24 protein-coding genes are annotated in these 20,764 nt (G+C 62.7%); 16 read left to right on the top strand and 8 right to left on the bottom strand.

Annotated elements, in window-relative coordinates:
- Window positions 1–50: 50 nt before the first annotated feature.
- Complete coding sequence (locus tag AC0L2R_RS07725) at window positions 51–1,175, top strand: glycosyltransferase family 4 protein (RefSeq protein WP_473508324.1); 1,125 nt, start codon at window positions 51–53, stop codon at window positions 1,173–1,175.
- 194 nt (window positions 1,176–1,369) lie between these two features.
- Here the strand turns inward: AC0L2R_RS07725 and AC0L2R_RS07720 are convergent, their stop codons facing one another.
- From AC0L2R_RS07720 to AC0L2R_RS07705, 4 genes are all read right to left on the bottom strand, one after another.
- Complete coding sequence (locus AC0L2R_RS07720; RefSeq protein ID WP_091598383.1) at window positions 1,370–1,813, bottom strand: YybH family protein; 444 nt, start codon at window positions 1,811–1,813, stop codon at window positions 1,370–1,372.
- A gap of 388 nt (window positions 1,814–2,201) precedes the next feature.
- Complete coding sequence (locus tag AC0L2R_RS07715) at window positions 2,202–2,561, bottom strand: tRNA-binding protein (protein ID WP_027151061.1); 360 nt, start codon at window positions 2,559–2,561, stop codon at window positions 2,202–2,204.
- A gap of 18 nt (window positions 2,562–2,579) precedes the next feature.
- Window positions 2,580–3,080 carry a type III secretion system chaperone family protein gene (locus AC0L2R_RS07710; protein WP_006202532.1) on the bottom strand — a complete coding sequence of 167 codons (501 nt, stop codon included), beginning with the start codon at window positions 3,078–3,080 and terminating at the stop codon, window positions 2,580–2,582.
- 311 nt (window positions 3,081–3,391) lie between these two features.
- Window positions 3,392–3,694 carry an accessory factor UbiK family protein gene (locus AC0L2R_RS07705; protein WP_027151060.1) on the bottom strand — a complete coding sequence of 101 codons (303 nt, stop codon included), beginning with the start codon at window positions 3,692–3,694 and terminating at the stop codon, window positions 3,392–3,394.
- A 155-nt stretch (window positions 3,695–3,849) separates the two neighbouring features.
- Between AC0L2R_RS07705 and AC0L2R_RS07700 the strand changes: the two genes are divergently transcribed.
- From AC0L2R_RS07700 to AC0L2R_RS07670, 7 genes are all read left to right on the top strand, one after another.
- Window positions 3,850–4,008 (top strand): hypothetical protein, encoded by a 159-nt coding sequence (locus AC0L2R_RS07700; RefSeq protein WP_473508323.1) that lies wholly within the window; start codon window positions 3,850–3,852, stop codon window positions 4,006–4,008.
- A gap of 126 nt (window positions 4,009–4,134) precedes the next feature.
- Window positions 4,135–5,010, top strand: coding sequence for a prolipoprotein diacylglyceryl transferase (lgt, locus tag AC0L2R_RS07695; RefSeq protein WP_473508322.1), 876 nt, complete (start codon window positions 4,135–4,137; stop codon window positions 5,008–5,010).
- A gap of 72 nt (window positions 5,011–5,082) precedes the next feature.
- Window positions 5,083–6,171, top strand: coding sequence for a class I SAM-dependent methyltransferase (locus AC0L2R_RS07690; protein WP_473508321.1), 1,089 nt, complete (start codon window positions 5,083–5,085; stop codon window positions 6,169–6,171).
- A gap of 112 nt (window positions 6,172–6,283) precedes the next feature.
- Complete coding sequence (gene pgeF / locus AC0L2R_RS07685) at window positions 6,284–7,078, top strand: peptidoglycan editing factor PgeF (RefSeq protein WP_473508320.1); 795 nt, start codon at window positions 6,284–6,286, stop codon at window positions 7,076–7,078.
- On the top strand, window positions 7,078–8,229 hold the full coding sequence (locus AC0L2R_RS07680) for a M24 family metallopeptidase (RefSeq protein WP_065011962.1): 1,152 nt from the start codon (window positions 7,078–7,080) through the stop codon (window positions 8,227–8,229). The genes pgeF and AC0L2R_RS07680 overlap by 1 nt, the downstream gene beginning before the upstream one ends.
- 55 nt (window positions 8,230–8,284) lie before the next feature.
- Window positions 8,285–8,908, top strand: a complete 624-nt coding sequence (locus tag AC0L2R_RS07675; RefSeq protein WP_473508319.1) for a hypothetical protein — start codon at window positions 8,285–8,287, stop codon at window positions 8,906–8,908.
- 166 nt (window positions 8,909–9,074) lie between these two features.
- The gene (locus tag AC0L2R_RS07670; RefSeq protein WP_023799890.1) at window positions 9,075–10,010 is read left to right on the top strand and encodes a ribose-phosphate pyrophosphokinase; all 936 of its coding nucleotides are present in this window, start codon (window positions 9,075–9,077) and stop codon (window positions 10,008–10,010) included.
- 96 nt (window positions 10,011–10,106) lie between these two features.
- Here the strand turns inward: AC0L2R_RS07670 and AC0L2R_RS07665 are convergent, their stop codons facing one another.
- Window positions 10,107–10,973 (bottom strand): AraC family transcriptional regulator, encoded by an 867-nt coding sequence (locus AC0L2R_RS07665; protein WP_287230749.1) that lies wholly within the window; start codon window positions 10,971–10,973, stop codon window positions 10,107–10,109.
- A gap of 131 nt (window positions 10,974–11,104) precedes the next feature.
- On the opposite strand from AC0L2R_RS07665, the gene AC0L2R_RS07660 reads away from it, so the two are divergent.
- Complete coding sequence (locus AC0L2R_RS07660; RefSeq protein ID WP_473508318.1) at window positions 11,105–12,355, top strand: MFS transporter; 1,251 nt, start codon at window positions 11,105–11,107, stop codon at window positions 12,353–12,355.
- A gap of 42 nt (window positions 12,356–12,397) precedes the next feature.
- Here the strand turns inward: AC0L2R_RS07660 and AC0L2R_RS07655 are convergent, their stop codons facing one another.
- Window positions 12,398–13,180 carry an ArsR/SmtB family transcription factor gene (locus AC0L2R_RS07655; protein ID WP_473508317.1) on the bottom strand — a complete coding sequence of 261 codons (783 nt, stop codon included), beginning with the start codon at window positions 13,178–13,180 and terminating at the stop codon, window positions 12,398–12,400.
- A 4-nt stretch (window positions 13,181–13,184) separates the two neighbouring features.
- Between AC0L2R_RS07655 and AC0L2R_RS07650 the strand changes: the two genes are divergently transcribed.
- From AC0L2R_RS07650 to AC0L2R_RS07620, 7 genes are all read left to right on the top strand, one after another.
- The gene (locus AC0L2R_RS07650) at window positions 13,185–13,688 is read left to right on the top strand and encodes a DUF2938 domain-containing protein (protein ID WP_473508316.1); all 504 of its coding nucleotides are present in this window, start codon (window positions 13,185–13,187) and stop codon (window positions 13,686–13,688) included.
- Between the two features lie 319 nt (window positions 13,689–14,007).
- Window positions 14,008–14,649: a 50S ribosomal protein L25/general stress protein Ctc gene (locus tag AC0L2R_RS07645; protein ID WP_023799895.1), complete on the top strand. Its 642-nt coding sequence runs from the start codon at window positions 14,008–14,010 to the stop codon at window positions 14,647–14,649.
- A gap of 22 nt (window positions 14,650–14,671) precedes the next feature.
- Window positions 14,672–15,397, top strand: coding sequence for an aminoacyl-tRNA hydrolase (gene pth / locus AC0L2R_RS07640; RefSeq protein WP_473508315.1), 726 nt, complete (start codon window positions 14,672–14,674; stop codon window positions 15,395–15,397).
- Between the two features lie 96 nt (window positions 15,398–15,493).
- On the top strand, window positions 15,494–16,597 hold the full coding sequence (ychF, locus tag AC0L2R_RS07635; protein WP_091598417.1) for a redox-regulated ATPase YchF: 1,104 nt from the start codon (window positions 15,494–15,496) through the stop codon (window positions 16,595–16,597).
- Window positions 16,598–16,844: 247 nt separating this feature from the next.
- The gene (corA, locus tag AC0L2R_RS07630; RefSeq protein ID WP_287280406.1) at window positions 16,845–17,819 is read left to right on the top strand and encodes a magnesium/cobalt transporter CorA; all 975 of its coding nucleotides are present in this window, start codon (window positions 16,845–16,847) and stop codon (window positions 17,817–17,819) included.
- Between the two features lie 127 nt (window positions 17,820–17,946).
- Window positions 17,947–18,426, top strand: coding sequence for a MaoC family dehydratase (locus AC0L2R_RS07625; RefSeq protein WP_287316643.1), 480 nt, complete (start codon window positions 17,947–17,949; stop codon window positions 18,424–18,426).
- Window positions 18,423–18,893 (top strand): MaoC family dehydratase, encoded by a 471-nt coding sequence (locus AC0L2R_RS07620; protein WP_473508314.1) that lies wholly within the window; start codon window positions 18,423–18,425, stop codon window positions 18,891–18,893. The genes AC0L2R_RS07625 and AC0L2R_RS07620 overlap by 4 nt, the downstream gene beginning before the upstream one ends.
- Window positions 18,894–19,059: 166 nt before the next feature.
- Here the strand turns inward: AC0L2R_RS07620 and AC0L2R_RS07615 are convergent, their stop codons facing one another.
- A complete protein-coding gene (locus tag AC0L2R_RS07615; protein ID WP_287246380.1) occupies window positions 19,060–19,605 on the bottom strand; it encodes an adenine phosphoribosyltransferase in 546 nt (181 codons plus the stop codon).
- Between the two features lie 226 nt (window positions 19,606–19,831).
- A complete protein-coding gene (locus tag AC0L2R_RS07610; protein ID WP_473508313.1) occupies window positions 19,832–20,704 on the bottom strand; it encodes a cytochrome c1 in 873 nt (290 codons plus the stop codon).
- Between the last annotated feature and the right edge of the window lie 60 nt (window positions 20,705–20,764).

Raw genomic sequence — 20,764 nt, 5'->3', positions numbered from 1 at the left:
TTGCGGCCCCGCATCAAGGAAACCGACGACCTTTCAAGCAAAGGCCTGCTATGCGCATCCTGATGGTGACCGACGCCTGGCGCCCGCAAGTCAACGGCGTTGTCCATACGCTGGAACGGCTTTCAGAAACCCTGAAGTCCTTTGACGTCGAGACGGACTTCCTGACCCCGAATATCTTTCGCACCTTGCCGCTGCCGACCTACCCGGACATCCGGCTGGCGCTGACGACGCCAGGCCGCGTCGCGCGCCTGATCGAAGCGCGCAACGCCGATCATATCCATATCGTCACCGAGGGGCCGCTCGGTATGATGGCGTGGCGCTATTGCCGCAAGGCCGGCCGGCCGTTCACGACAAGCTATCACACGCGCTTCCCGGAATATCTGAGCGCGCGGCTGCCCATACCGGAAGCCTGGGCCTATCGCTGGCTTCGCGATTTCCACAATTCCGGACAAGGCACGCTGGTCGCCACCCAGTCTCTGGCGGACGATCTGGCGGCGCGCGGCTTCACCAAGCTCAGGCCATGGACGCGGGGCGTCGATACCGACCATTTCCGGCCGGACAAGAAAAAGGATATGGGGCTCAAGCGACCGATCTTCCTCTGCGTCGGCCGCGTCGCGATCGAAAAGAACCTGGCCGCCTTCCTCGACCTGGATTTGCCCGGCAGCAAGGTGGTCGTCGGCGAGGGACCGGAGTTGGCGAGGCTCAAGGCGAGATACCCCGATGCCCATTTCCTTGGCCACCGCCCGAACGACGAACTGGCCGAAATCTATGCCTCGGCCGATGTCTTCATTTTTCCCAGCCGCACCGACACGTTCGGCAATGTCATCATCGAGGCGCTGGCCAGCGGCACGCCGGTCGCAGCCTATCCGGTGACCGGGCCGATCGACATTGTCGGCGACGGCGTCGGCGGAGCCGTATCGAACGATTTGCGTGAGGCCGCGCTCGCCGCGCTCGATGTCGACCGCGCCGAAGCGCGCCAACGGGCAATGCGCTATAGCTGGAAGGCCTGCGCGGAGATGTTCCTGGAGACGGTTGGAGAGGCGCTGGGCACCCAGCGAAAACTGACACCACCTTCGTCATCCACGGGCGAAGCGGCGGCAACGCCGGCGCGCAGACCCGAGGATCCATTTCGTGACCTGCGAGCGGCCCCTTCGGTGAAGAACTTGTTGGGTTGAGGCGGCGGCGGGCCGCACTTACTCCGCAGGTTCATCCGGAACGCTTTGCCGAAAACAGGCAAGCGGAGGCGCTGATCGATTTCAATTACTTGCGCCAGTGTGCAGCTCTTGGCGTCCGTCTGGATCGTGACTGCGCTAGCTGAGGCAGCGACCCGGTAGCGCACCCCTCCCGTCGGAAGCAAGAACGCCGTTGATCAGTTGAAGGTGTGCAGCCGGAGTTTCAGGCTGCCATCTGCCTGCTTTTCGAAGACGTGGGTTGCCACCCCGGCCCACGGCTGATCCGCACCATTGGCGTCTTTGCCCTTGGCCGACCATTTCGCCGTGCCAAACAGCAGGTTGCCGTCACCTCCTGCTTCGATCAGTTCGAGCTTGTGGCCTGTCACTCCCATGCCGAAGAGGCCGCCAAAGAATTTCTCGACCCCGTCCGGTGCCTTGATGACGTCATGGGTGGCGGGCAAGAAGATCGCGTCGTCGGTGTAGAAGGCCGCAACCGCCTTTGCGTCTGCTTTGTTGAAAGCAGCGTCCCAGGCCACGTAAGCGGCTTTCACTTGATCGTCGACGGGGTCAGCGTTGGCGGACGACCACGAAAAGAGGCAAAGGGAAAGCACAGCGAAAATCGCAGTCAGCAATCGAACCATCGTATCCTCCCGAGAATTGGCGGCACAGCCCGACAGATGCCGCGTCAAAACAATAAGCCTGGGCCGTTGGACTGTCGACTAATCCGTTTGGGGTGGTCCAAACCATCTAATCTCTCAAGGGCTCTTCGACTGAAAAACGATCATATGGCCGCCCGCAACGAAAGCTCAATCGATGTTGTCGCCGAGGTTCTGGTGATCACGACTTTGGGGAAACCACGCGCTTCATCCTCGTGCCGATGGTCGAGTTCAAACAATTGCTCGCACCCAGAGCGCAACCATTTTTCGTGGGAGATCGGTGGAGCTCGCATCAGAATGGCGCGCTCGATGCGTTTGAGATTAAACCCAGGAACGGCCACGGAAAGTCTGCGCGTCGGCTTCGGTGACGAAGCTAGAACAGTCGGCCGCCGTCAGGCACTCTGCGTTCGATCGCACCGAGGACGACCGCACCCTCCTCGTCGGGAAAGCCAAGCGTCAGCACTTCCGACATGAAGGGGCCGATCTGCCGCGGCGGAAAATTGACCACCGCGAACACCTGCCGGCCGATCAGCGTCTCGGGCGCATAGTATTTGGTGATCTGCGCCGACGATTTCTTCACTCCGATGTCAGCGCCGAAATCGATCTTCAGCTTGATCGACGGCTTGCGCGCCTCGGGAAACGGCTCGGCCTCGACGATCGTGCCGGCGCGAATGTCGACACGGTCGAAATCGGCGAAGCTGATCTCTGGCTTGCGCTGGCTGCTCGAACTCATGGAGAATCAGGACCTGGCTCAGGCGTTTCCGTAGGTCTCGAACAGGACGCCGGCCAGCGCATCCTTGGCCGAGGTTCCCGACCAGACGACGAACTGGAACGCCTGGAAGTAGCATTCGCAGGCTTCCAGCGCCGACGACAGCAGCACCTCGACCTGCTGGCTCGACGGCTCGACCCCGCCGGCGAGCAGCAGCGACTGGCGGAACATGATCGCGCCCTCCTGCTCCCAGAGGTCGAAATGGCCGAACAGCATCTGCTCGTTGATCAGCGAAAGCAGCCGCATCACTTCGAGCGCGCGCGCCTCCGGCACCTTGATGTCGAAAGCGCAGGCCAGATGCAGCGCCTCGAAATCCTCCATCCAGGAAAATGAGACGTGGTAGTCGGTCCAGCTTCCGGCAACCGAAATCGAAATCTCGTCGTCGCCGGCCCGTTCGAAGGACCAGTCGTTGTTGTGCGCCACCTGCTCGATAACATCCACCGGATGGATTTCGCGCGAGAATTCGAGTTCGAGAAGTTCCATGAATGCTTCCTGTCGTTCCTTCGCCTCGGCCGGCGGGGCACCCACAACGAACAATTTTGTCTAGAACTCGGACGGCCGGGACTTCGTCAACGCACAAAGACCCCAGACCGGACCCCACCGCCCGGCGCATGATCCTGCTCCGAATCATGCAACAAATTCAGTCTATTGATCGGGAGTCGCGTGACCAGCCCAATTTTTCGCACTGCGTCATTCGCATGTGGAAAGCCGCTGTCACAAAGATTCACGCAATGCCGGTAAGCGATTCACGACAAAGCGCTTTTTGCGATTGTGCTTTGTGGAAAAGTTTAACGTTATTTTTTTGGTCTGGGCTTCGCCGCAGCCGCAGGCGCGGCCTGCCCGGTCAGATCGGCGAGCTTTGCCTCAAGCGTCTCGATGCGCGCAGCGAGACGGGTGTTTTCTTCCCTGGCTTTTACCGCCATGTCGCGGGCGGCCTCGAATTCTTCGCGCTGCACCAGGTCCATCGAGTTGAGAACACGCTCGGCCTGCCCCTTGAAGGCGGTTTCCACTTCGCGGCGCACGCCTTGCGCGGCACCGGCAGCGTCGGTCATCAGCTTGGCGAATTCATCGAGAATGCGGTTCGGTCCGGTCGACATGGCAAATCCTCGCTTGCTCGATTTGACGTAGTGGCGCGCGACGCGGAATGCAAGAACGTTGAGGCTGCTGCGTCATCAAGTCGATGCAATTTGACCTAGTCTCGCAAGCCATAGCTGGTACCAATCCAAGGAAGAGCATTCCGACCGGGACTGCAATGGCTTTCAGTGTGAATTTGGACCAGCGTCTTGCCGCACGCGACGCCGCGCTCGCCAAGGGCATTGGCGATGCCGACGCAGGGCGGGTGAAGCCTGCGGAAGACGTGCTTGACCGCCTGGAGGCCAAATACAGGGCATTGGCCGGGACCAAGCTGTGAGGCGGCAGTACCGGCACGATCAGCCTGCTTCCCGAAGCCGTATTTGCCGCGCCAGCGTCGCCTTGACCGGGCCAAAACCCTGCCGCATGGTCCGCGCCCGAACGTGATCGCAACCGGGAGATCCTGTTGAGCGAGTATCTTATGCTGCCGCTGGCCGCCCTGCCCTTCCCCAATATCGACCCGGTCATCGTCCAGATCGGGCCGCTGGCAGTGCATTGGTATGGCGTCGGCTACATCGTCGGCATTCTCTTCGCCTGGTGGTATGCCAAGCGGCTCGTCACCAATGCTAGGCTCTGGCCCGACGGCACTGTGCCCATGAAGCCCGAGGATCTCGACGACTTCATCGTCTGGGCGGCTATCGGCGTGGTGCTTGGCGGGCGTGTCGGCTACGTGCTGTTCTACGACCTGCCGCGCTACATCGCTCAACCGTTCGATATCCTTGCCGTCTGGCAGGGCGGCATGTCGTTCCATGGCGGGCTGCTCGGCGTCATTCTCGCCATGACGCTGTTTTCCTGGTCGCGCGGCATCCGCACATGGTCGCTGTTCGACGTGGTGGCGGCCGGCGTGCCGGTCGGCCTTGGCCTCGTCCGCATGGCGAATTTCATCAACTCCGAACTCTGGGGCAGCCCGACCGAGGTGCCATGGGCGGTCGAATTCCCCAATGGCGGGCCATTTGCGCGCCATCCGAGCCAGCTCTACGAGGCGCTGCTCGAAGGCCTGGTGCTGTTCCTGGTCCTGCGCTTCATCACCCATTCCAGGCTCAAGCTGAAGACGCCGCGCTTCGTCGGCGGCGCCTTCATCGCCGGTTACGGTCTCTCGCGCATCTTTGTCGAATTCTTCCGCGAGCCCGACCAGCAGCTCGGCTACCTCCTCGGCACCAACTGGCTGACGATGGGCATGGTGCTGTCGCTGCCGATGCTGCTGGCCGGCATCTGGGCGATGGCGACCGCTGCCGCATCGGGCCAAAAATCGGAATCGATTTTGGGGAAGCACGATGCGTAGAATCAAAGTGCCAGGGCGTACTTTCCAAATGGACGCACGTCGCCCTAGGGCGGTAACACAGCCACAGCCGGTATGACGCGGCTGAAAACCCGAATCGTCGAGCTGATCGGTGCGGCGGGGCCGATCCCCGTCAACCACTACATGGCGCTTTGCCTGTTCGATCCGCTGGACGGCTACTATACGACGCGCGAGCCGTTCGGGGCTGCCGGCGACTTCGTCACCGCACCGGAGATCAGCCAGATGTTCGGCGAGCTGATCGCCGTCTGGCTCTACGAAGCCTGGCTGGCGACCGGCCGGCCGATGCCGGCCACCATCGCCGAGATCGGCCCCGGCCGCGGCACGCTGATGAAGGACATGCTGCGCACGCTTGCGCGGCTCGATCCGGCGCTGACCGCCGGTGCGTCGTTCGCCATGATCGAGACCAGTCCGCGACTGGCCGATGTCCAAAGGCAAACGCTTGCCGCCACGCCGGCCGCGATCGGCTGGCACGAAAGCATCGACACCTTGCCGCAGACCCCGCTTTTCATCGTCGGCAACGAATTGTTCGACGCGGTGCCGATCCGCCAGTTCGTCCGCGCCGGAACAGGCTGGCGCGAACGGATGATCGGCCTCGACGGCGCCGACGAATTGCACGTCTTCGCCGGCGCCGGCTCGGTCGATCCAACGCTGTTGCCGGACGATGCTGAAAACGCGCCACAGGGCGCGATCATCGAGGTCGCGCCGGCCCGAGCCGCGCTGATGGCGACCATCGCCGAGCGCTTGGCCGGGCTCGGCGGCGCCGGCCTGTTCCTCGACTATGGCTACCTCCAGCCAGGGATCGGCGACACCTTGCAGGCCTTGCGCAAGCACGATCACGAAGATGTGCTGGCCAATCCGGGCGAAGCCGATCTCACCGCCCATGTCGATTTCGCCGCCCTTGCCGCGGTTGTGCGGGCGCATGGCCTCGATGCCCATCTCTCCACGCAAGGCGAATTCCTGGTGGAAATGGGGCTTCTCGAACGCGCCGGCCAGCTCGGCGCCAATGCCAATGAGGCGGCGCGCGAAAAGATTGCCGGCGAGGTCGAACGCCTCGCCGGCCCGCAAGCCATGGGCGACCTGTTCAAGGTGCTTGCTGTCCTGCCTGCCGGCATCGCCGTTCCACCCTTTGCAACGGCGGATTGACTTTTCACTGCCGCCTCTCCCACTCTCCCACCTTCCGACTGTCGCCGTTGGACTGTCGCCATCTTTTCGACTGTCGCTTGACGAAACCGCTCTCACGGACAACAACGCAGCCATGCTGAATCAGACCAAACCGGATCCCGTTCGGTCGCCCTTGCTGGAGAAAGCGCATGCGCAAGGCATTCGCCACGGCTATTTCACCCGCGTCGGCGGCGTCTCCAGCGGCATCTATCAGGGCCTCAACATCGGCACCGGCTCGAGCGACGACCAGACGCAGGTCGCCGAGAACCGCCGCCGCGTCGCCGACTGGATGGGCGTGCCGTCAAGACATCTGTTGACCGCCCACCAGATCCATTCGCCCGACGTCGTCATCGCCAGGGAGCCTTTTTCCGGCGAGCGGCCGAAGGCCGACGCCGTCGTCACCGACCGGCCGGGCATTGCGGTGGGCGCCTCGACGGCCGATTGCGGACCGGTGCTGTTCGCCGATACCGAGGCGCGAATCGTCGGCGCAGCCCATGCCGGCTGGAAGGGCGCCTTGTCAGGCGTGCTGGAAAACACCATTGCGGCGATGGAAAGCCTCGGCGCCCGGCGCGAGCGCATCGTTGCGGTTCTCGGCCCGTCCATCGGCCCGGAAAACTATGAAGTCGGCCCGGAATTCATCGCTCGTTTTGTCGAGGCAGATGCCGACAATATCAGCTATTTCGCGCCTTCGGCGAAGCCGGAACATGCAATGTTCGACCTCAACCGCTATACGGTCGATCGGCTGACCCGGGCCGGCGTCACCGCCGATGGGCTCGGCCGCTGCACCTACGCCGAGGAGGATCTGTTCTATTCCTACCGGCGCAGCACCCATCGCAAGGAGCCGGATTACGGGCGGCAGATTTCGGCAATCGTTTTGGAGACAGAATAATGGCGCTGCATTTCGAACGGTCGGAATTTGACGCGCGGCGCGATCGGCTGATGATCGAGATCGCCGAGAAGAAGCTCGATGCCGTCCTTTTGTTTGCGCAGGAGAGCATGTACTGGCTGACCGGCTACGATACGTTCGGCTTCTGCTTCTTCCAGTGCCTGGTGGTGAAGGCAGACGGCTCGATGATCCTGCTCACGCGCTCGGCCGATCTGCGCCAGGCGCGCCACACCTCGATCATCGACAACATCGTGCTGTGGACCGACCGCGACGGCGCCAATCCGGCGATCGACCTGCGCAATCTGCTCAACGACCTCGACCTGCTCGGCGCCCGCATCGGCGTCGAATACGACACCCACGGGCTGACCGCCTACAATGGCCGGCGCCTGGACGAGCAATTGCAGACCTTTGGCCAGATCGCCGACGCGTCCGGCATCGTCAGCCGGCTGCGTCTGTTCAAGAGCCCTGCCGAAATCGCCAAGGTGGAAAAGGCCGCAAATCTCGCCGACGACGCTCTGGACGCGGCCCTGCCGCTGATCAAGCAGGGTGGCGACGAAGCCTTGATCCTTGCCGCCATGCAGGGCGCGATATTTGCCGGCGGCGGCGACTATCCGGCCAACGAGTTCATCATCGGCTCCGGCGTGGACGCACTGCTTTGCCGTTACAAGGCTGGCCGCCGCAAGCTGAGCAAGAATGACCAGCTGACGCTCGAATGGGCCGGCGTCTTCCACCATTACCATGCGGCGATGATGCGCACGGTGCTGACCGGCAAGGTGTCGAAACGTCACCAGGAACTGTTCGATGCGGCGCGCGCCGCACTTCTGGCGGTCGAAAAGGCGATGACGCCCGGAAATACCTTCGGCGACGTGTTCGACGCGCATGCCCGCACGCTCGAAACCCACAATTTGACCAAGCACCGGCTCAACGCCTGCGGCTATTCGCTCGGCGCCCGCTTCACCCCATCATGGATGGACATGCCGATGTTCTATCAGGGCAATCCCGAACCGATCGCGCCGAACATGACGCTGTTCGCCCATATGATCATCATGGACTCCGAAACCGAGACGGCAATGACGCTTGGCCGCACCTATCTGACGACTGAATCGCAGCCGAAGCCGCTGTCCCGCCATGATCTCGACTTGATTGTGCAATGAATCCATAATGGTAAGAATGCAAAGAGGCGTTCATCGCCAGGGAGTTTTGAGGCAAATGAGGCGATCGCATGCGACGACCGTGTCATTGCTCGCGGCGCTGACGCTGGCCGCCTGCACCAACGCGAAGGACGTTCTCGAACCCTCGGCCATCGCCCCGCAGTCGACACAGACCGTGCCAACGGCCGGAAGCGGCACGGCTGCAACGCCGACCGCACCTGCAGCCACCGCCCAGCCTTCCGCAACAACACAGCCTTCCGCGACGGCACAGCCCGCAACCGAGCTGCCGGCAAAGAGCGCCGCCGTCATCGCACGCACCCGCCTGCAGGTGGCGCCGATCGTCGGCGCCTCGGTGGAAGCCGCGACACCGCTGACCGCGGCGCTTCAGACGCGAGCCAAGCAGCGCGGCATCACCTTGGCAGGAAGCGCCGGACAGACCCCGACGCATGTGCTGAAAGGCTATTTCTCGACGATGTCGGAAGGCAAGGATACCACCGTCATCTATGTCTGGGACGTCTATGACCCGGCAGGCAACCGGCTGCATCGCATCAACGGCCAGCAGAAGGCGCCCTCGGTCAATGATGGCGAAGGCTGGGCTGCAGTCGCGCCGGAGACCATGCAATCGATCGCCGACCAGACGATCGACCAGTTTGCCACATGGCTTGGCGGCCAAGCGGGCTGACCGGCGGGCTGACATGTTGCCGGCTTCCCTCGCCGTCGACGTTTATTGAGATTAGCCGGCGGATTCCGATCACGACGCTTGCAATACCGGCACGGGCCGCTAAAAGCCCCGACTAAGGGGCTCAAGAGAGTCTGCCAGAGTCTCCATACTTCACCAGGAACGGTGCATGAAGCTTTTCGCGGGCAATTCCAACAGGGTGCTGGCCGAAGCGGTCGCCCGCTATCTCAACATTCCGCTGGGCAAAGCCAGCGTCAGGCGCTTCGCCGATCAGGAAATCTTCGTCGAAATACAGGAGAATGTGCGTGGCGAGGATGTCTTCATCCTGCAGTCCACCTCGTTCCCGACCAACGATCACCTGATGGAACTGCTCATCATGATCGATGCCTTCATGCGCTCGTCGGCCAAGCGCATCACGGCGGTCATTCCCTATTTCGGCTATGCAAGGCAAGACCGCCGCGCCTCGGGCCGCACGCCGATCTCGGCCAAGCTGGTCGCCAACATGATCACGCGGGCCGGGGTCGATCGCGTCTTGACGCTGGATCTCCACGCCGGCCAGATCCAGGGCTTTTTCGACATCCCGACCGACAATCTGTTCTCGGTGCCGGTCATGGCCCGCGATGTGAAGGCGAAATACAAGCGCCTTGCCAATGTCATGGTCGTGTCGCCGGATGTCGGCGGCGTAGTCCGTGCCCGCGCGCTCGCCAAGCGCATCGACGCCCAGCTTGCCATTGTCGACAAGCGTCGCGAGCGCCCTGGCGAATCGGAAGTCATGAACGTCATCGGCGACGTGCGCGGCAAGGATTGCCTGCTGATCGACGACATCATCGATTCGGGCGGTACCTTGTGCAATGCGGCCGATGCGCTGCTTGCCGCCGGCGCCACCAGCGTCACCGCCTACACCACCCATGGCGTTCTGTCCGGCGGCGCCATCGCACGCATCGGCGCCTCGAAGCTGCAGGAACTGGTCATCACCGATTCCATCCAGCCGACCCAGGCGGTGCTCGACGCCAGCAACATCCGCGTCGTCTCCATCGCCGACCTGATGGGTGAGGCGATCTCGCGCACGGCGACCGAAGAGTCGGTGTCGAGCCTGTTCGACTGAAATCTGCCCGCGATACAGCGCCGCGCGTCCAGAGACGCGCAAAGGACGCTGTAGCACCTTGATTTTGCGCATGATCCTCTCCGAAAAGGTTCGGGGTCATGCGCTAGCGTTCGACACCCTGATGTTGTCCCTAGAGCCGCGCATATAGCCGCGCGGCGATGCCCCCAGCATGCGCTTGAACATGGTGATGAAGGCCGGCACGCTGTCATAGCCGAGGTCGAGTGCTACCCTTGTGATCGGCTCGCCGTCCGCCAGCCGCGGCAAGGCCGCGAACAGGCAGGCCTGCTGGCGCCATGTCGACAACGACAGTCCGGTCTGGCGATGAAAGGCGCGGGTGAAGGAACGCCGGCTCATGCCGACAATATCGGCCCATTCGTCGATCGTCGCGTGCGGCGAGGGTGCTGCGACGAAGCGCCGGCACAGTGCTGCAAGCCTTGGATCCGAAGGAAAAGGCAGGCCGAGCGGCCGTTCCGGCAGGTTCGGGATTTCATGCAGCAGCAGGCTCATGATCAGCCCGCCGCGCCCCTCCAACTCGGCGCCCTGCGGCAGCTTTTCCGATTCCACGATGAGGCTGTGCATCAGATCGGTGATGCCGACGACGCGCAAGCCATCCGGCAGCCCGGCAATGGCGTCCGGCATCACATAGACCGATCGCATGCTGACGTCGCCAAGCATCTCGACGGAATGCTCGGTGCCGGCAGGAATCCACATCGCATGATCGGGCGGCACCATCCAGCGCCCATGCCGCGTCGTCACCAGCACGACGCCGACAAGCGCATGCAGCAATTGACTGCGGCTGTGACGGTGCTGCGGCACGTGGTAGCCGTCGGGAAATTCGGTCGGCAGGGCCACCGCCGGCCCGACAGCCTGCTCCAGCCATTGCCAGCGGCGCAACAGCCCGAGATCGGTGAACTGGCCGAGATCGGTGTCGCCCGCTTTGAAGATTTCTTTGCCATGCGGCATTGGCTATTGGCCCACTCGCGAAACTATTGGACCAAACCACGAAAGAAGTCGCCCGGCAAGTAACTTATAAGGCAGCGGGGCCATAAGGCCCGCCTGCGGGAGCGTCCGCCAAAAAGACCATGGAGCCTGCGTTGACCGATACGACAGCCACCTCCGCCGCCACGCCGGCGACGGCCAGCCACACTTCGGCGCAAGCGACGGCCTTCACCGTCATCCTTGCGGTGAGCTTTTGCCATTGTGTCAACGACATCATGCAGTCGCTGCTGTCGGCCATCTATCCGCTGCTGAAGGACAATTACCATCTCGATTTCTGGCAGATCGGTCTTTTGACCTTCACCTTCCAGGTGACGGCGTCATTGCTGCAGCCGCTGATCGGCATGGTCACCGACAAGCGGCCGATGCCCTACTCGCTGCCCTATGGCATGGCGTCCTCACTGATCGGCCTGATCGTGCTGGCCTATGCCGGACATTATTGGCTGCTGCTGATCGGCGCGTCGCTGATCGGCATCGGCTCTGCGATCTTCCACCCGGAATCGTCGCGCATCGCCCGCTTCGCCTCGGGCGGCAGGTTCGGCCTGGCGCAATCGCTGTTCCAGGTCGGCGGCAATCTCGGCCAGGCCATCGGGCCGCTGCTCGCCGCCTTCATCGTCGTGCCGTTCGGCCAGACCAGCATAGCGTGGTTCGCCGCCGGATCGCTGATCGGCATCATCGTGCTGTGGCGGGTCGGCGGCTGGTACAGCCGGCTGCGCGCCTCGCTCGCCAACCGCAAGGCGGCAGGCTTCGTCTCGCCCTTCCCGCGCCGCAAGGTGATCGGCGCGCTGGCGGTGCTGACCTTGCTGGTGCTGACAAAGAACGCCTACGTTGCCAGCCTCGCCAGTTACTACACCTTCTACGCCATCGATAAATTCGGCGTTTCGGTGCAGATGTCGCAGGTCATGCTGTTCCTGTTCCTCGGCGCCTCGGCGCTGGGCATCCTGCTCGGCGGCCCGTTCGGCGACCGCTACGGACAGAAGCCGATGATCTGGTTCTCGATCGTCGGCGTGCTGCCGTTTACGCTGGCCCTGCCCTACGCCAATTTCGAATGGACGATGATCCTGACCGTGCTGATCGGCCTGATCCTGTCCTCGGCCTTCTCGAACATCGTCGTCTTCGCCCAGGAACTGGTGCCCGGCCGCGTCGGCATGATCGCCGGCATCTTCTTCGGCTTCGCCTTTGGCATGGGCGGCATCGCCGCCGCCGTGCTCGGCGTCGTCGCCGATATGAAAGGCATCGACTTCGTCTTTCAGGTCTGCTCGTATTTGCCGCTGCTTGGGCTGCTGACGGTTTTTTTGCCGAACATGAAGGAGGCGAGGAAGCTCGAAGCTGGAACCACTATCGGGTGAACCTTGAGTTGGCTTGCCCCGGCGACGCCGGCTTCGGCTCTGTCAGCCGCTTTCGTAGTTCATGCCGTCGACATCAAGGCTTGGGGTCAGCCACTCGGGAAAGCCGCCTTCGAACCGGCGTGAGGCCCAGCCTCGCGCCCTCAGGATTGCCAGCGCGTCAGCAGAAAGAATGCACTGGACACCACGACAATAGGCGACGATGACCTTCTGTCGTGGAAGCTCTGCAAGTCGCTCTTCCAACTCACCCACGGGAATGTTGATCGCACCCGGCAAATGCCCGGCCGCGTATTCCTCTTGCGGCCGGACGTCGAGCAGCACGACTTCGTCGTCCCGCATGCGGCGCGCCAGTTCCTCGCGCGAGATGCTCTCCAGCCTGTCCGGCCGGCTCATAGTGTCATCGATAAGCTCGCGGATTTGCCCGCGCCTGTGGTTCGCAAGGCTGCGCAGGGCCCCAAGCACGTTTTCGATTGGACCATCGGCCAAACGATAAAGCACGCGTTTCCCGTCTCGCCGGGTCTGCACCAAGCCGGCCCGCTTGAGCTGTTGAAGATGCTGCGAGGTGTTGGCCATGGCGATGCCGGAAAGTTGCGTCAGCTGCTCCACGGCCAGTTCGCCGTCGGCAATGTGGCGCAGAAGAACCAGCCGGTATGCATGCCCCAGCGTGCGGGCGAGATCGGCTATTTCGTCAAAGATCGGATGATGGACATCTGCGTTTTTCATATCGCATGATACAATAATCAAACGATCAATCAATACATTGAACGTTTTATTTGAAACGGCTAGTGTCTGGCGCCGTGACAGGAAGCATGGACAAGGCAGGAGCAAAAAAATGAACGAGCAGTTGGAGTTCGTTGTCCGCGCAGCCGCGATCGGAACGGGGGCGACGGCGGTGATGGATCTTTGGGGATTGTTCCTGAAACGAACGTTGGCGATTCCGCCGCTTGATTATGGCTGGGTCGGCCGCTGGATCGGCCACTTTCCGCGAGGACGTTTCGCACATGCGAATATCGCGCAGGCGCCCCGAATTCGCGGCGAAACGCCTGTTGGCTGGGTCGCGCATTACGCGATCGGCATCGTCTTTGCTGCATTGCTGATGGCAGTATGGGGCCTCGACTGGGCACGAGACCCGACATTGCTTCCCGCCCTTGTTGTCGGTATGTCCACTGTCGTTGCCCCGTTTTTCATAATGCAGCCAGCCTTTGGAGCCGGAATTGCAGCCTCGAAAACGCACAATCCGAGCACCGCGCGTCTGCGCGGCCTCATCACTCATCTGTCCTTCGGCGTCGGGCTGTATGCCGCTGCGTTGTTTTCCGCACACCTGTTCCCGATCTGATACTGGTCGATTGCGGTCGGCTTTCAGGACACAACCCCAATATTTTGCAAATGCGGGAGCAAGCACGAAACTCAAAAGCGAGACACTGCCCACCCGCGTTCGCCACCCGCCTTTGGCTTGCACCCCGCCCCACCTTCCGCTATAGAGCCGCCACCCGCGTAGACACCCTTGGAGGCAACGCGGCGGAAGGCTGTCCGGCCTCACGTGATCCCAAATAGATTTTGGACCAGATCATGTAGGGCCATGACGGCTTTCGACGTTTACGGCCCAGGCATCTCGCCGGCCGCGAACGCTCCAGAACAACGCGAAAGGAAATGCCATGAGCCAAGCTTCTTACGAGCTCAAGGCCGAAGCGCGCGAACAGGTCGGTAAGGGGTCCGCCCGTGCAGTTCGCCGCAACGGTAAAGTGCCTGCAGTAATCTACGGCGACAAGCAGCCTCCCCTGGCGATTGCGCTGACCTACAAGGACATCTACTACAAGATCCATGGCGGCGGGTTCCTGACCACGATCGCCACGATCGATGTCGACGGCAAGAAGATCCAGGTCCTGCCGAAGGACTACCAGCTCGACCCGGTCAAGGATTTTCCGGTCCATGTCGACTTCCTGCGTATCGGCAAGGACACCGAAGTCAATGTCGACGTGCCGGTCCACTTCATCAACGAGGACAAGTCGCCCGGCATCAAGCGCGGCGGCGTGCTCAACATCGTGCGTCACGAGGTCGAGTTCCACTGCCCGGCCAATGCGATCCCGGAATTCATCACCGTCGATCTCACCGGCACCGATATCGGCGATTCGATCCACATCTCGGCGGTCAAGCTGCCGGCCGGCGTCAAGCCGGTGATCTCCGACCGCGACTTCACCGTCGCGACAATTGCCGGCTCCGCGGCGATGAAGCCGGAGGCTGAAGAGACGGTCGAAGCGGCTGAACCCGAAGCGGCTCCTGCCGACGAAGAGAAGTAATCCTTTCCGCTCGGAGGTGACGATGCTGCTGTTTGCAGGCCTCGGCAATCCGGGCGCGAAATACGCCAACAATCGGCACAATGTCGGCTTCATGGCGGCGGACGCAATCGCCCGCCGCCATTCCTTTTCGCCCTGGTCGAAAAAGTTCCAGGGCCTGATCGCCGAAGGCACGCTTGCCGGCGAAAAAATCATCCTGATCAAGCCGCAGACCTTCATGAACCTGTCCGGCCAGTCGGTCGGCGAGGCCCTGCGCTTCTACAAGCTCGACGCTTCGGCGCTGACCGTCTTTTATGACGAGATCGACCTTGCCGCCGGCAAGGTGCGGGTAAAAGTCGGCGGCGGTTCCGGTGGCCACAACGGTATCCGCTCGATAGACCAGCATGTCGGGAAGGATTTCCGCCGTGTGCGCATTGGCGTCAGCCACCCTGGCGTCAAGGAAATGGTGCATGGCCATGTGCTTGGCGATTTCGCCAAAGCCGACCGCGAGTGGCTGGACGTGCTGCTCGACACCATCGCCGACGATGCCGGACTGCTTGCCAAGGGCGACGACAATTCCTTCATGAATCGCGTGACGCTGGCCTTGCGCGACAAGCTCACGCCGACGGGCGACGACGACCGCCCACCACCCAAGGCGCCGAAAGCACAAAGCCACGTTCGCCAGGCGCGGCCGCAGCAGCCGGCGGCCAAGCTGCCCGAAACCGGCCCGATGGCCGCCATGCTGAAGAAGCTGTTTGGCGGCAAGGATTGAGCCTGGCCAGGATCGGGGCTGCAGGGCTTGACGTCCGTCACCCGTTTCGCCCATAGCCCTCATCAAATTACGATTTCCCGATAGGACCGGATAAAAATGGGTTTCAAATGCGGCATCGTTGGCTTGCCCAACGTCGGCAAGTCGACGCTTTTCAACGCGCTGACCAGAACGGCGGCGGCGCAGGCCGCCAACTATCCGTTCTGCACCATCGAACCGAACACCGGCGAAGTGGCGGTGCCCGACCCGCGCCTGCAAAAAATCGCGGCGATCGGCAAGTCGAAGGAGATCATCCCCACCCGCATCTCGTTCGTCGACATCGCCGGCCTGGTGCGCGGCGCCTCGAAAGGCGAAGGGCTGGGCAACCAGTTCCTGGCCAATATCCGCGAGGTCGACGCCATCGTCCATGTGCTGCGCTGCTTCGAGGATGACGACATCACCCATGTCGAGGGCCGCATCGATCCCGTCGCCGACGCCGAGACCGTCGAGACCGAGCTGATGCTCGCCGATCTCGACAGCCTCGAGCGCCGCATCGTGCAGTTCCGCAAGCGCGCTTCCGGCAAGGACAAGGAGGCGCTGACCGTGCTTCCGATGATGGAAGCCGCCCTTGAGCTCCTGCAGGCCGGCAAGCCGGCCCGCATCCTGCTCAAAAACATCTCCGCGGAGGATCTGCGCATCCTGCAGGGGCTGAACCTGCTGACATCGCACCCCGTGCTCTATGTCTGCAATGTCGCCGAGGCCGATGCTGCCACCGGCAACGCACACACCAAAGCGGTCGAACAGATGGCTGCCGCGCAGGGTGCCCGCACCGTGGTGATTTCGGCGGCGATCGAGGCCGAGGTCGCGCAACTCAGCGACGAAGAGGAAATGGAATTTTTGGCGACCCTGGGGCTCGACGAGCCCGGCCTGAACAAGGTCATCCGCGCCGGCTACGAGCTGCTGCAACTCATCACCTATTTCACCGTCGGGCCGAAGGAGACGCGCGCCTGGACCGTGCACAAGGGCGCCAAGGCGCCGCAGGCTGCAGGCGTCATCCACACCGATTTCGAGCGCGGCTTCATCCGCGCCCAGACCATCGCCTACAACGACTTCGTCACGCTGGGCGGCGAAGTGGCGGCCAAGGAAGCCGGCAAGGCGCGCGACGAAGGCAAGGAGTATGTCGTCCAGGACGGCGACATCATGCTGTTCAAGTTCAACACCTGAGCTGACCGACGGCGCCTTCTTCCTTCTCTGGTGCCAAGCTGGAACACCCGTCATCCGACCTCGCTTCGCGAGGCCACCTTCTCCCACAAGGGGAGAAGGAAGAGCCGTTCCGGCGCGGCTTGACTGCCCGCAACGCCCGGTCTAAGGGGCGTCTGCACCGGCCCTGCTTTCGTCGAAAGCGCGTGCAATCCGAAACGACGCGCCCGCTCCAACCTATCCTTTTGGCCTCAGCAACGGAGACCCGGCGATGATCAAGGCATTCGTCGTGGACAATGATCGCCTGCGCCTTGCCGACGATCTCCTGGCAAACAGCGACCAGGTCGTCTGGGCCGATCTTGTGAGCCCGACAAAGGAAGAGGAAGCGGCCATCGAGGCCTGGCTCGGCGTTGCCATTCCGACGCGCGAGGAGATGGAGGAGATCGAGATTTCGAGCCGCCTCTATGTCGAGGACGGCGCCTATTTCATGACCGCCATTCTGCCGGCCCAGACCGAGGCCGACGATCCCCTGATGTCGCCGGTCACCTTCGTGCTGGCCGGCAACAGGCTGATCACCGTGCGCTACCACGAACCGAAGGCCTTCAAGACGTTTCCGCAGCGCGCCGAGAAGGTGGCGACCGGCTGCACCAGCGGCGACACCATCCTGATCGGCCTGCTGGAGGCGATCGTCGACCGCCTCGCCGACATTCTGGAGCGCGCCGGCCGCGACATCGAGGCGATCTCGCGCGACATCTTCCAGCCAAGCTCGACCAAGGCGTCGAAGCGCAATCGCGATTTTCAGGAATTGCTGAAAGCCATCGGCCGCAAGGAGGACATCGCCTCCTCGATCCGCGACAGCCTGATCTCGCTGCAGCGGCTCGCCGGCTTCCTCACCCACGCCTCGACCCAGACCAAGATGAGCAAGGACATCCGCGCGCGCATCAAGACCTTGTCGCGCGATGTGCTGTCGCTCGCCGACCACGCCACCTTCCTGTCGCAGAAGATCAACTTCCTGCTCGACGCGACGCTCGGCATGATCTCGATCGAGCAGAACGCCATCATCAAGATCTTTTCCGTCGCCGCGGTCATCTTCCTGCCGCCGACGCTGGTCGCCTCGATCTACGGCATGAATTTCAACGTCATGCCTGAACTGACCTGGAACTTCGGCTATCCTTTCGCCATTGGCTTGATGATCCTCTCAGCGATCCTGCCCTTCTGGTATTTCCGCCGCCGCGGCTGGCTGTAGAGGCTTCGGAGCTTCCATTCCCGTTGAGCGTGATGGCCTGGCGCACCAGAAATGACTTGACCGCCCCGCCTGCATCCGGGAAACCCGATCCGTGTCGATCGTACAATCTTGAACCGGATTCCAGACCATGACCGGAAAGAACGAAAAGACTTGGGCCTATGAGGATTTCGTCGAGGGCGCCTCGCTCGACCTCGGCACGAAGCTGGTGAGTGCGGCCGAGATCATCGAATTCGCGCAAGAGTTCGATGCGCAGCCGATGCATCTCGACGAGGCGGCGGGCAGGGCCAGCATCCTTGGCGGGCTGGCGGCCTCCGGCTGGCACACCTGCGCGATGTTCATGCGCATGCTGTGCGACGCCTTCCTGCTGGACTCGACCTCGCAAGGCGCCCCTGGTGTCGACCAGGTCCGGTGGAAGAGGCCGGTGCTGGCCGGCGACATCTTGAGCGGCAGCACCACCGTCCTTGCCAAGCGTCTGTCCAGGTCCAAGCCGCAGCTCGGCCTCGTCACTTTGCGCAGCGAGCTTTTCAACCAGCGTGGCGAAGGCGTCTTCGAACTCGAGAACACGGTCATGTTCCTCGCCCGTGATGCCGCACAGGGCCGCTCATGACATTGGACGAGTTCTTCTGCATCGGCGTCACCGTCACCCTCGGCTCGCATAGATTCGAGCCCGAGGCGATCAAGGCGTTCGCCAGGAAATACGATCCGCAGATATTCCATCTCGACGAAGAGGCGGCGAAGAACAGCGTGTTCGGCGGCCTGTGCGCCTCCGGCTGGCACACAGCTGCAACCTGGATGAAGCTGAACCTCGAGACCGGCGTGGCGGCGGAAGGCGCCCGCTGGGCCGGCGCTGGGCCCGCCCCCGAATTCGGCCCCTCGCCCGGCTTCAAGAACCTCAAATGGCTAAAACCCGTCTATGCCGGAGAAACCGTGACCTTCACCCGCACCGCGCTTGCCCACCGCCCCATCGCATCGCGGCCGGGCTGGCGAGTGCTGACGCTGCGCTCGGAAGCTTTCGATTCGACCGGCGACAAGGTCATCGAGTTCGAAAGCGCCGTGCTGGTGAAGGTGGGGTGAGGCGCCGTTTTCCCTTCTCCCCTTGTGGGAGAAGGTGGATTGTCGCGAAGCGACAAGACGGATGAGGGGTGCTGGCCGGAGCGCGGGGTGCCAAGCTGGAACACCCCTCGTCCGACCTCGCTTCGCGAGGCCACCTTCTCCCACAAGGGGAGAAGGAAAGAGCACTTCAATGCCCTTCGAACCCGATCAGCGTCCTGACCGGCACGCCGAGCGCCTCGAGCTTCTCGCGACCACCGAGATCCGGCAGGTCGATGACGAAGCAGGCGGCGAGGATGTCGGCGCCGATCTGCCGCAGCAGCTTGACCGCTGCCTCTGCCGTGCCGCCGGTGGCGATCAAATCGTCGACGAGGATCACCTTCTCACCCGGAGACACGCCATCCCTGTGCATCTCCATCTCGTCCAGCCCGTATTCGAGGCTGTAGGCGACGCGCACCGTTTCGTAAGGCAGCTTGCCCTTCTTGCGGATCGGCACGAAGCCGGCCGAGAGCTGGTGGGCGACGGCGCCGCCAAGGATGAAACCACGCGCCTCGATGCCGGCGATCTTGTCGACCTTCTGGCCGGCATAGGGATGCACCAGCTCGTCGATGGCGCGGCGGAAGGCGCGCGCATTGCTTAGCAGCGTGGTGATGTCGCGAAACAGGATGCCCGGCTTCGGATAGTCCGGAATGGTGCGGATCGCGGCAACCAGCGTGTCTTCGAGCGAAGGTTTCATGGGGCGGCTCTCCGGGCGTTCGTCCGACTTGAAGACATGAAAGGGAATTTCGGCCGATCGTAACCCGGCGCGGCCGCCGACGGCTACCGCGATGTGGCGCCTGGAAGAAAATTGTCCGGCAAAGGACCGGAGCCGGCTACCTTCGGAGGCGGTCTTCGGAGGCAGTCCTTAGACATGCAAAAAGGGCGCCCTTCGACGCCCTTTTGATCTCGTGGTTTTCCGTAGCTCAGTGCGCCACGCCGGCCCACACCTTGCGCTTGGTCAGATAGACCAGCGCACCGAACAGCAACAGGAAGACCAGCACGCGAAAGCCGGTTTTCTTGCGGGCTTCCAGATGCGGCTCGGCTGCCCACATCAGGAAGGCCGACACGTCGCGGGAATACTGGTCGACCGTCTGCGGCGAGCCGTCGTCATAGGTCACCTGATCGTCGGAAAGCGGGTTGGGCATCTTCAGCGAGACGCCGGCTATGAAGTACGGATTGTAGTGGGTGCCTTCCGGTATCTCCATGCCCGCCGGCGGCTGCTCGTCATAGCCGGTCAGCAGCGAGTGGATGTAGTCGGGACCGCCCTGGGCGTATTGCGTGAAGATGTCGAAGACGAATTGCGGAAAACCGCGCGTGACGCCGCGCGCCTTGGCCAGCAGCGACATATCGGGCGGCGCAGCCCCGCCATTGGCGGCCGCTGCTGCCTGGTCGTTGGGAAACGGCGCCGGGAAATGGTCGGACGGTATGCCGGGACGCTCGAACATGTCGCCGGCATCGTTGGGACCGTCGTTGATCGTGTACTCGGCGGCCAGCGCCTTGACCTGCGCTTCCGAATAGCCAAGGTCTTCCAGCGTGCGAAACGCCACCAATTTCATCGAATGGCAGGTGGCGCAAACTTCCTTGAAGACTTTCAGCCCGCGCTGCAACTGCGCCCTGTCGTAGGTGCCGAAAGGCCCGGCGAAGCTCCAGTCCATCTCCTTCGGCTGGTGTATCGGGAAATGCGTCGGCGCGGCTTCGCTGTGCGCCTCCTCCTGGGCGATCGCCCCGGTGGTCGCGGCCGCGGTGCCTGCCAGCACAAGGCCGAGCAGCGCCAGCGAGGTGAGAATCGTCTTCATACCAAATCCCCTTGAGATTCTCTGGCGCGCTGTCGTCGTCTTGAGCATGATCTTGTCCGA

The organism is Mesorhizobium sp. WSM4820 (assembly GCF_055811075.1).
The sequence above is the reverse complement of the archived record's forward strand: the minus strand, read 5'-3'. Positions and strand labels throughout refer to the sequence as shown.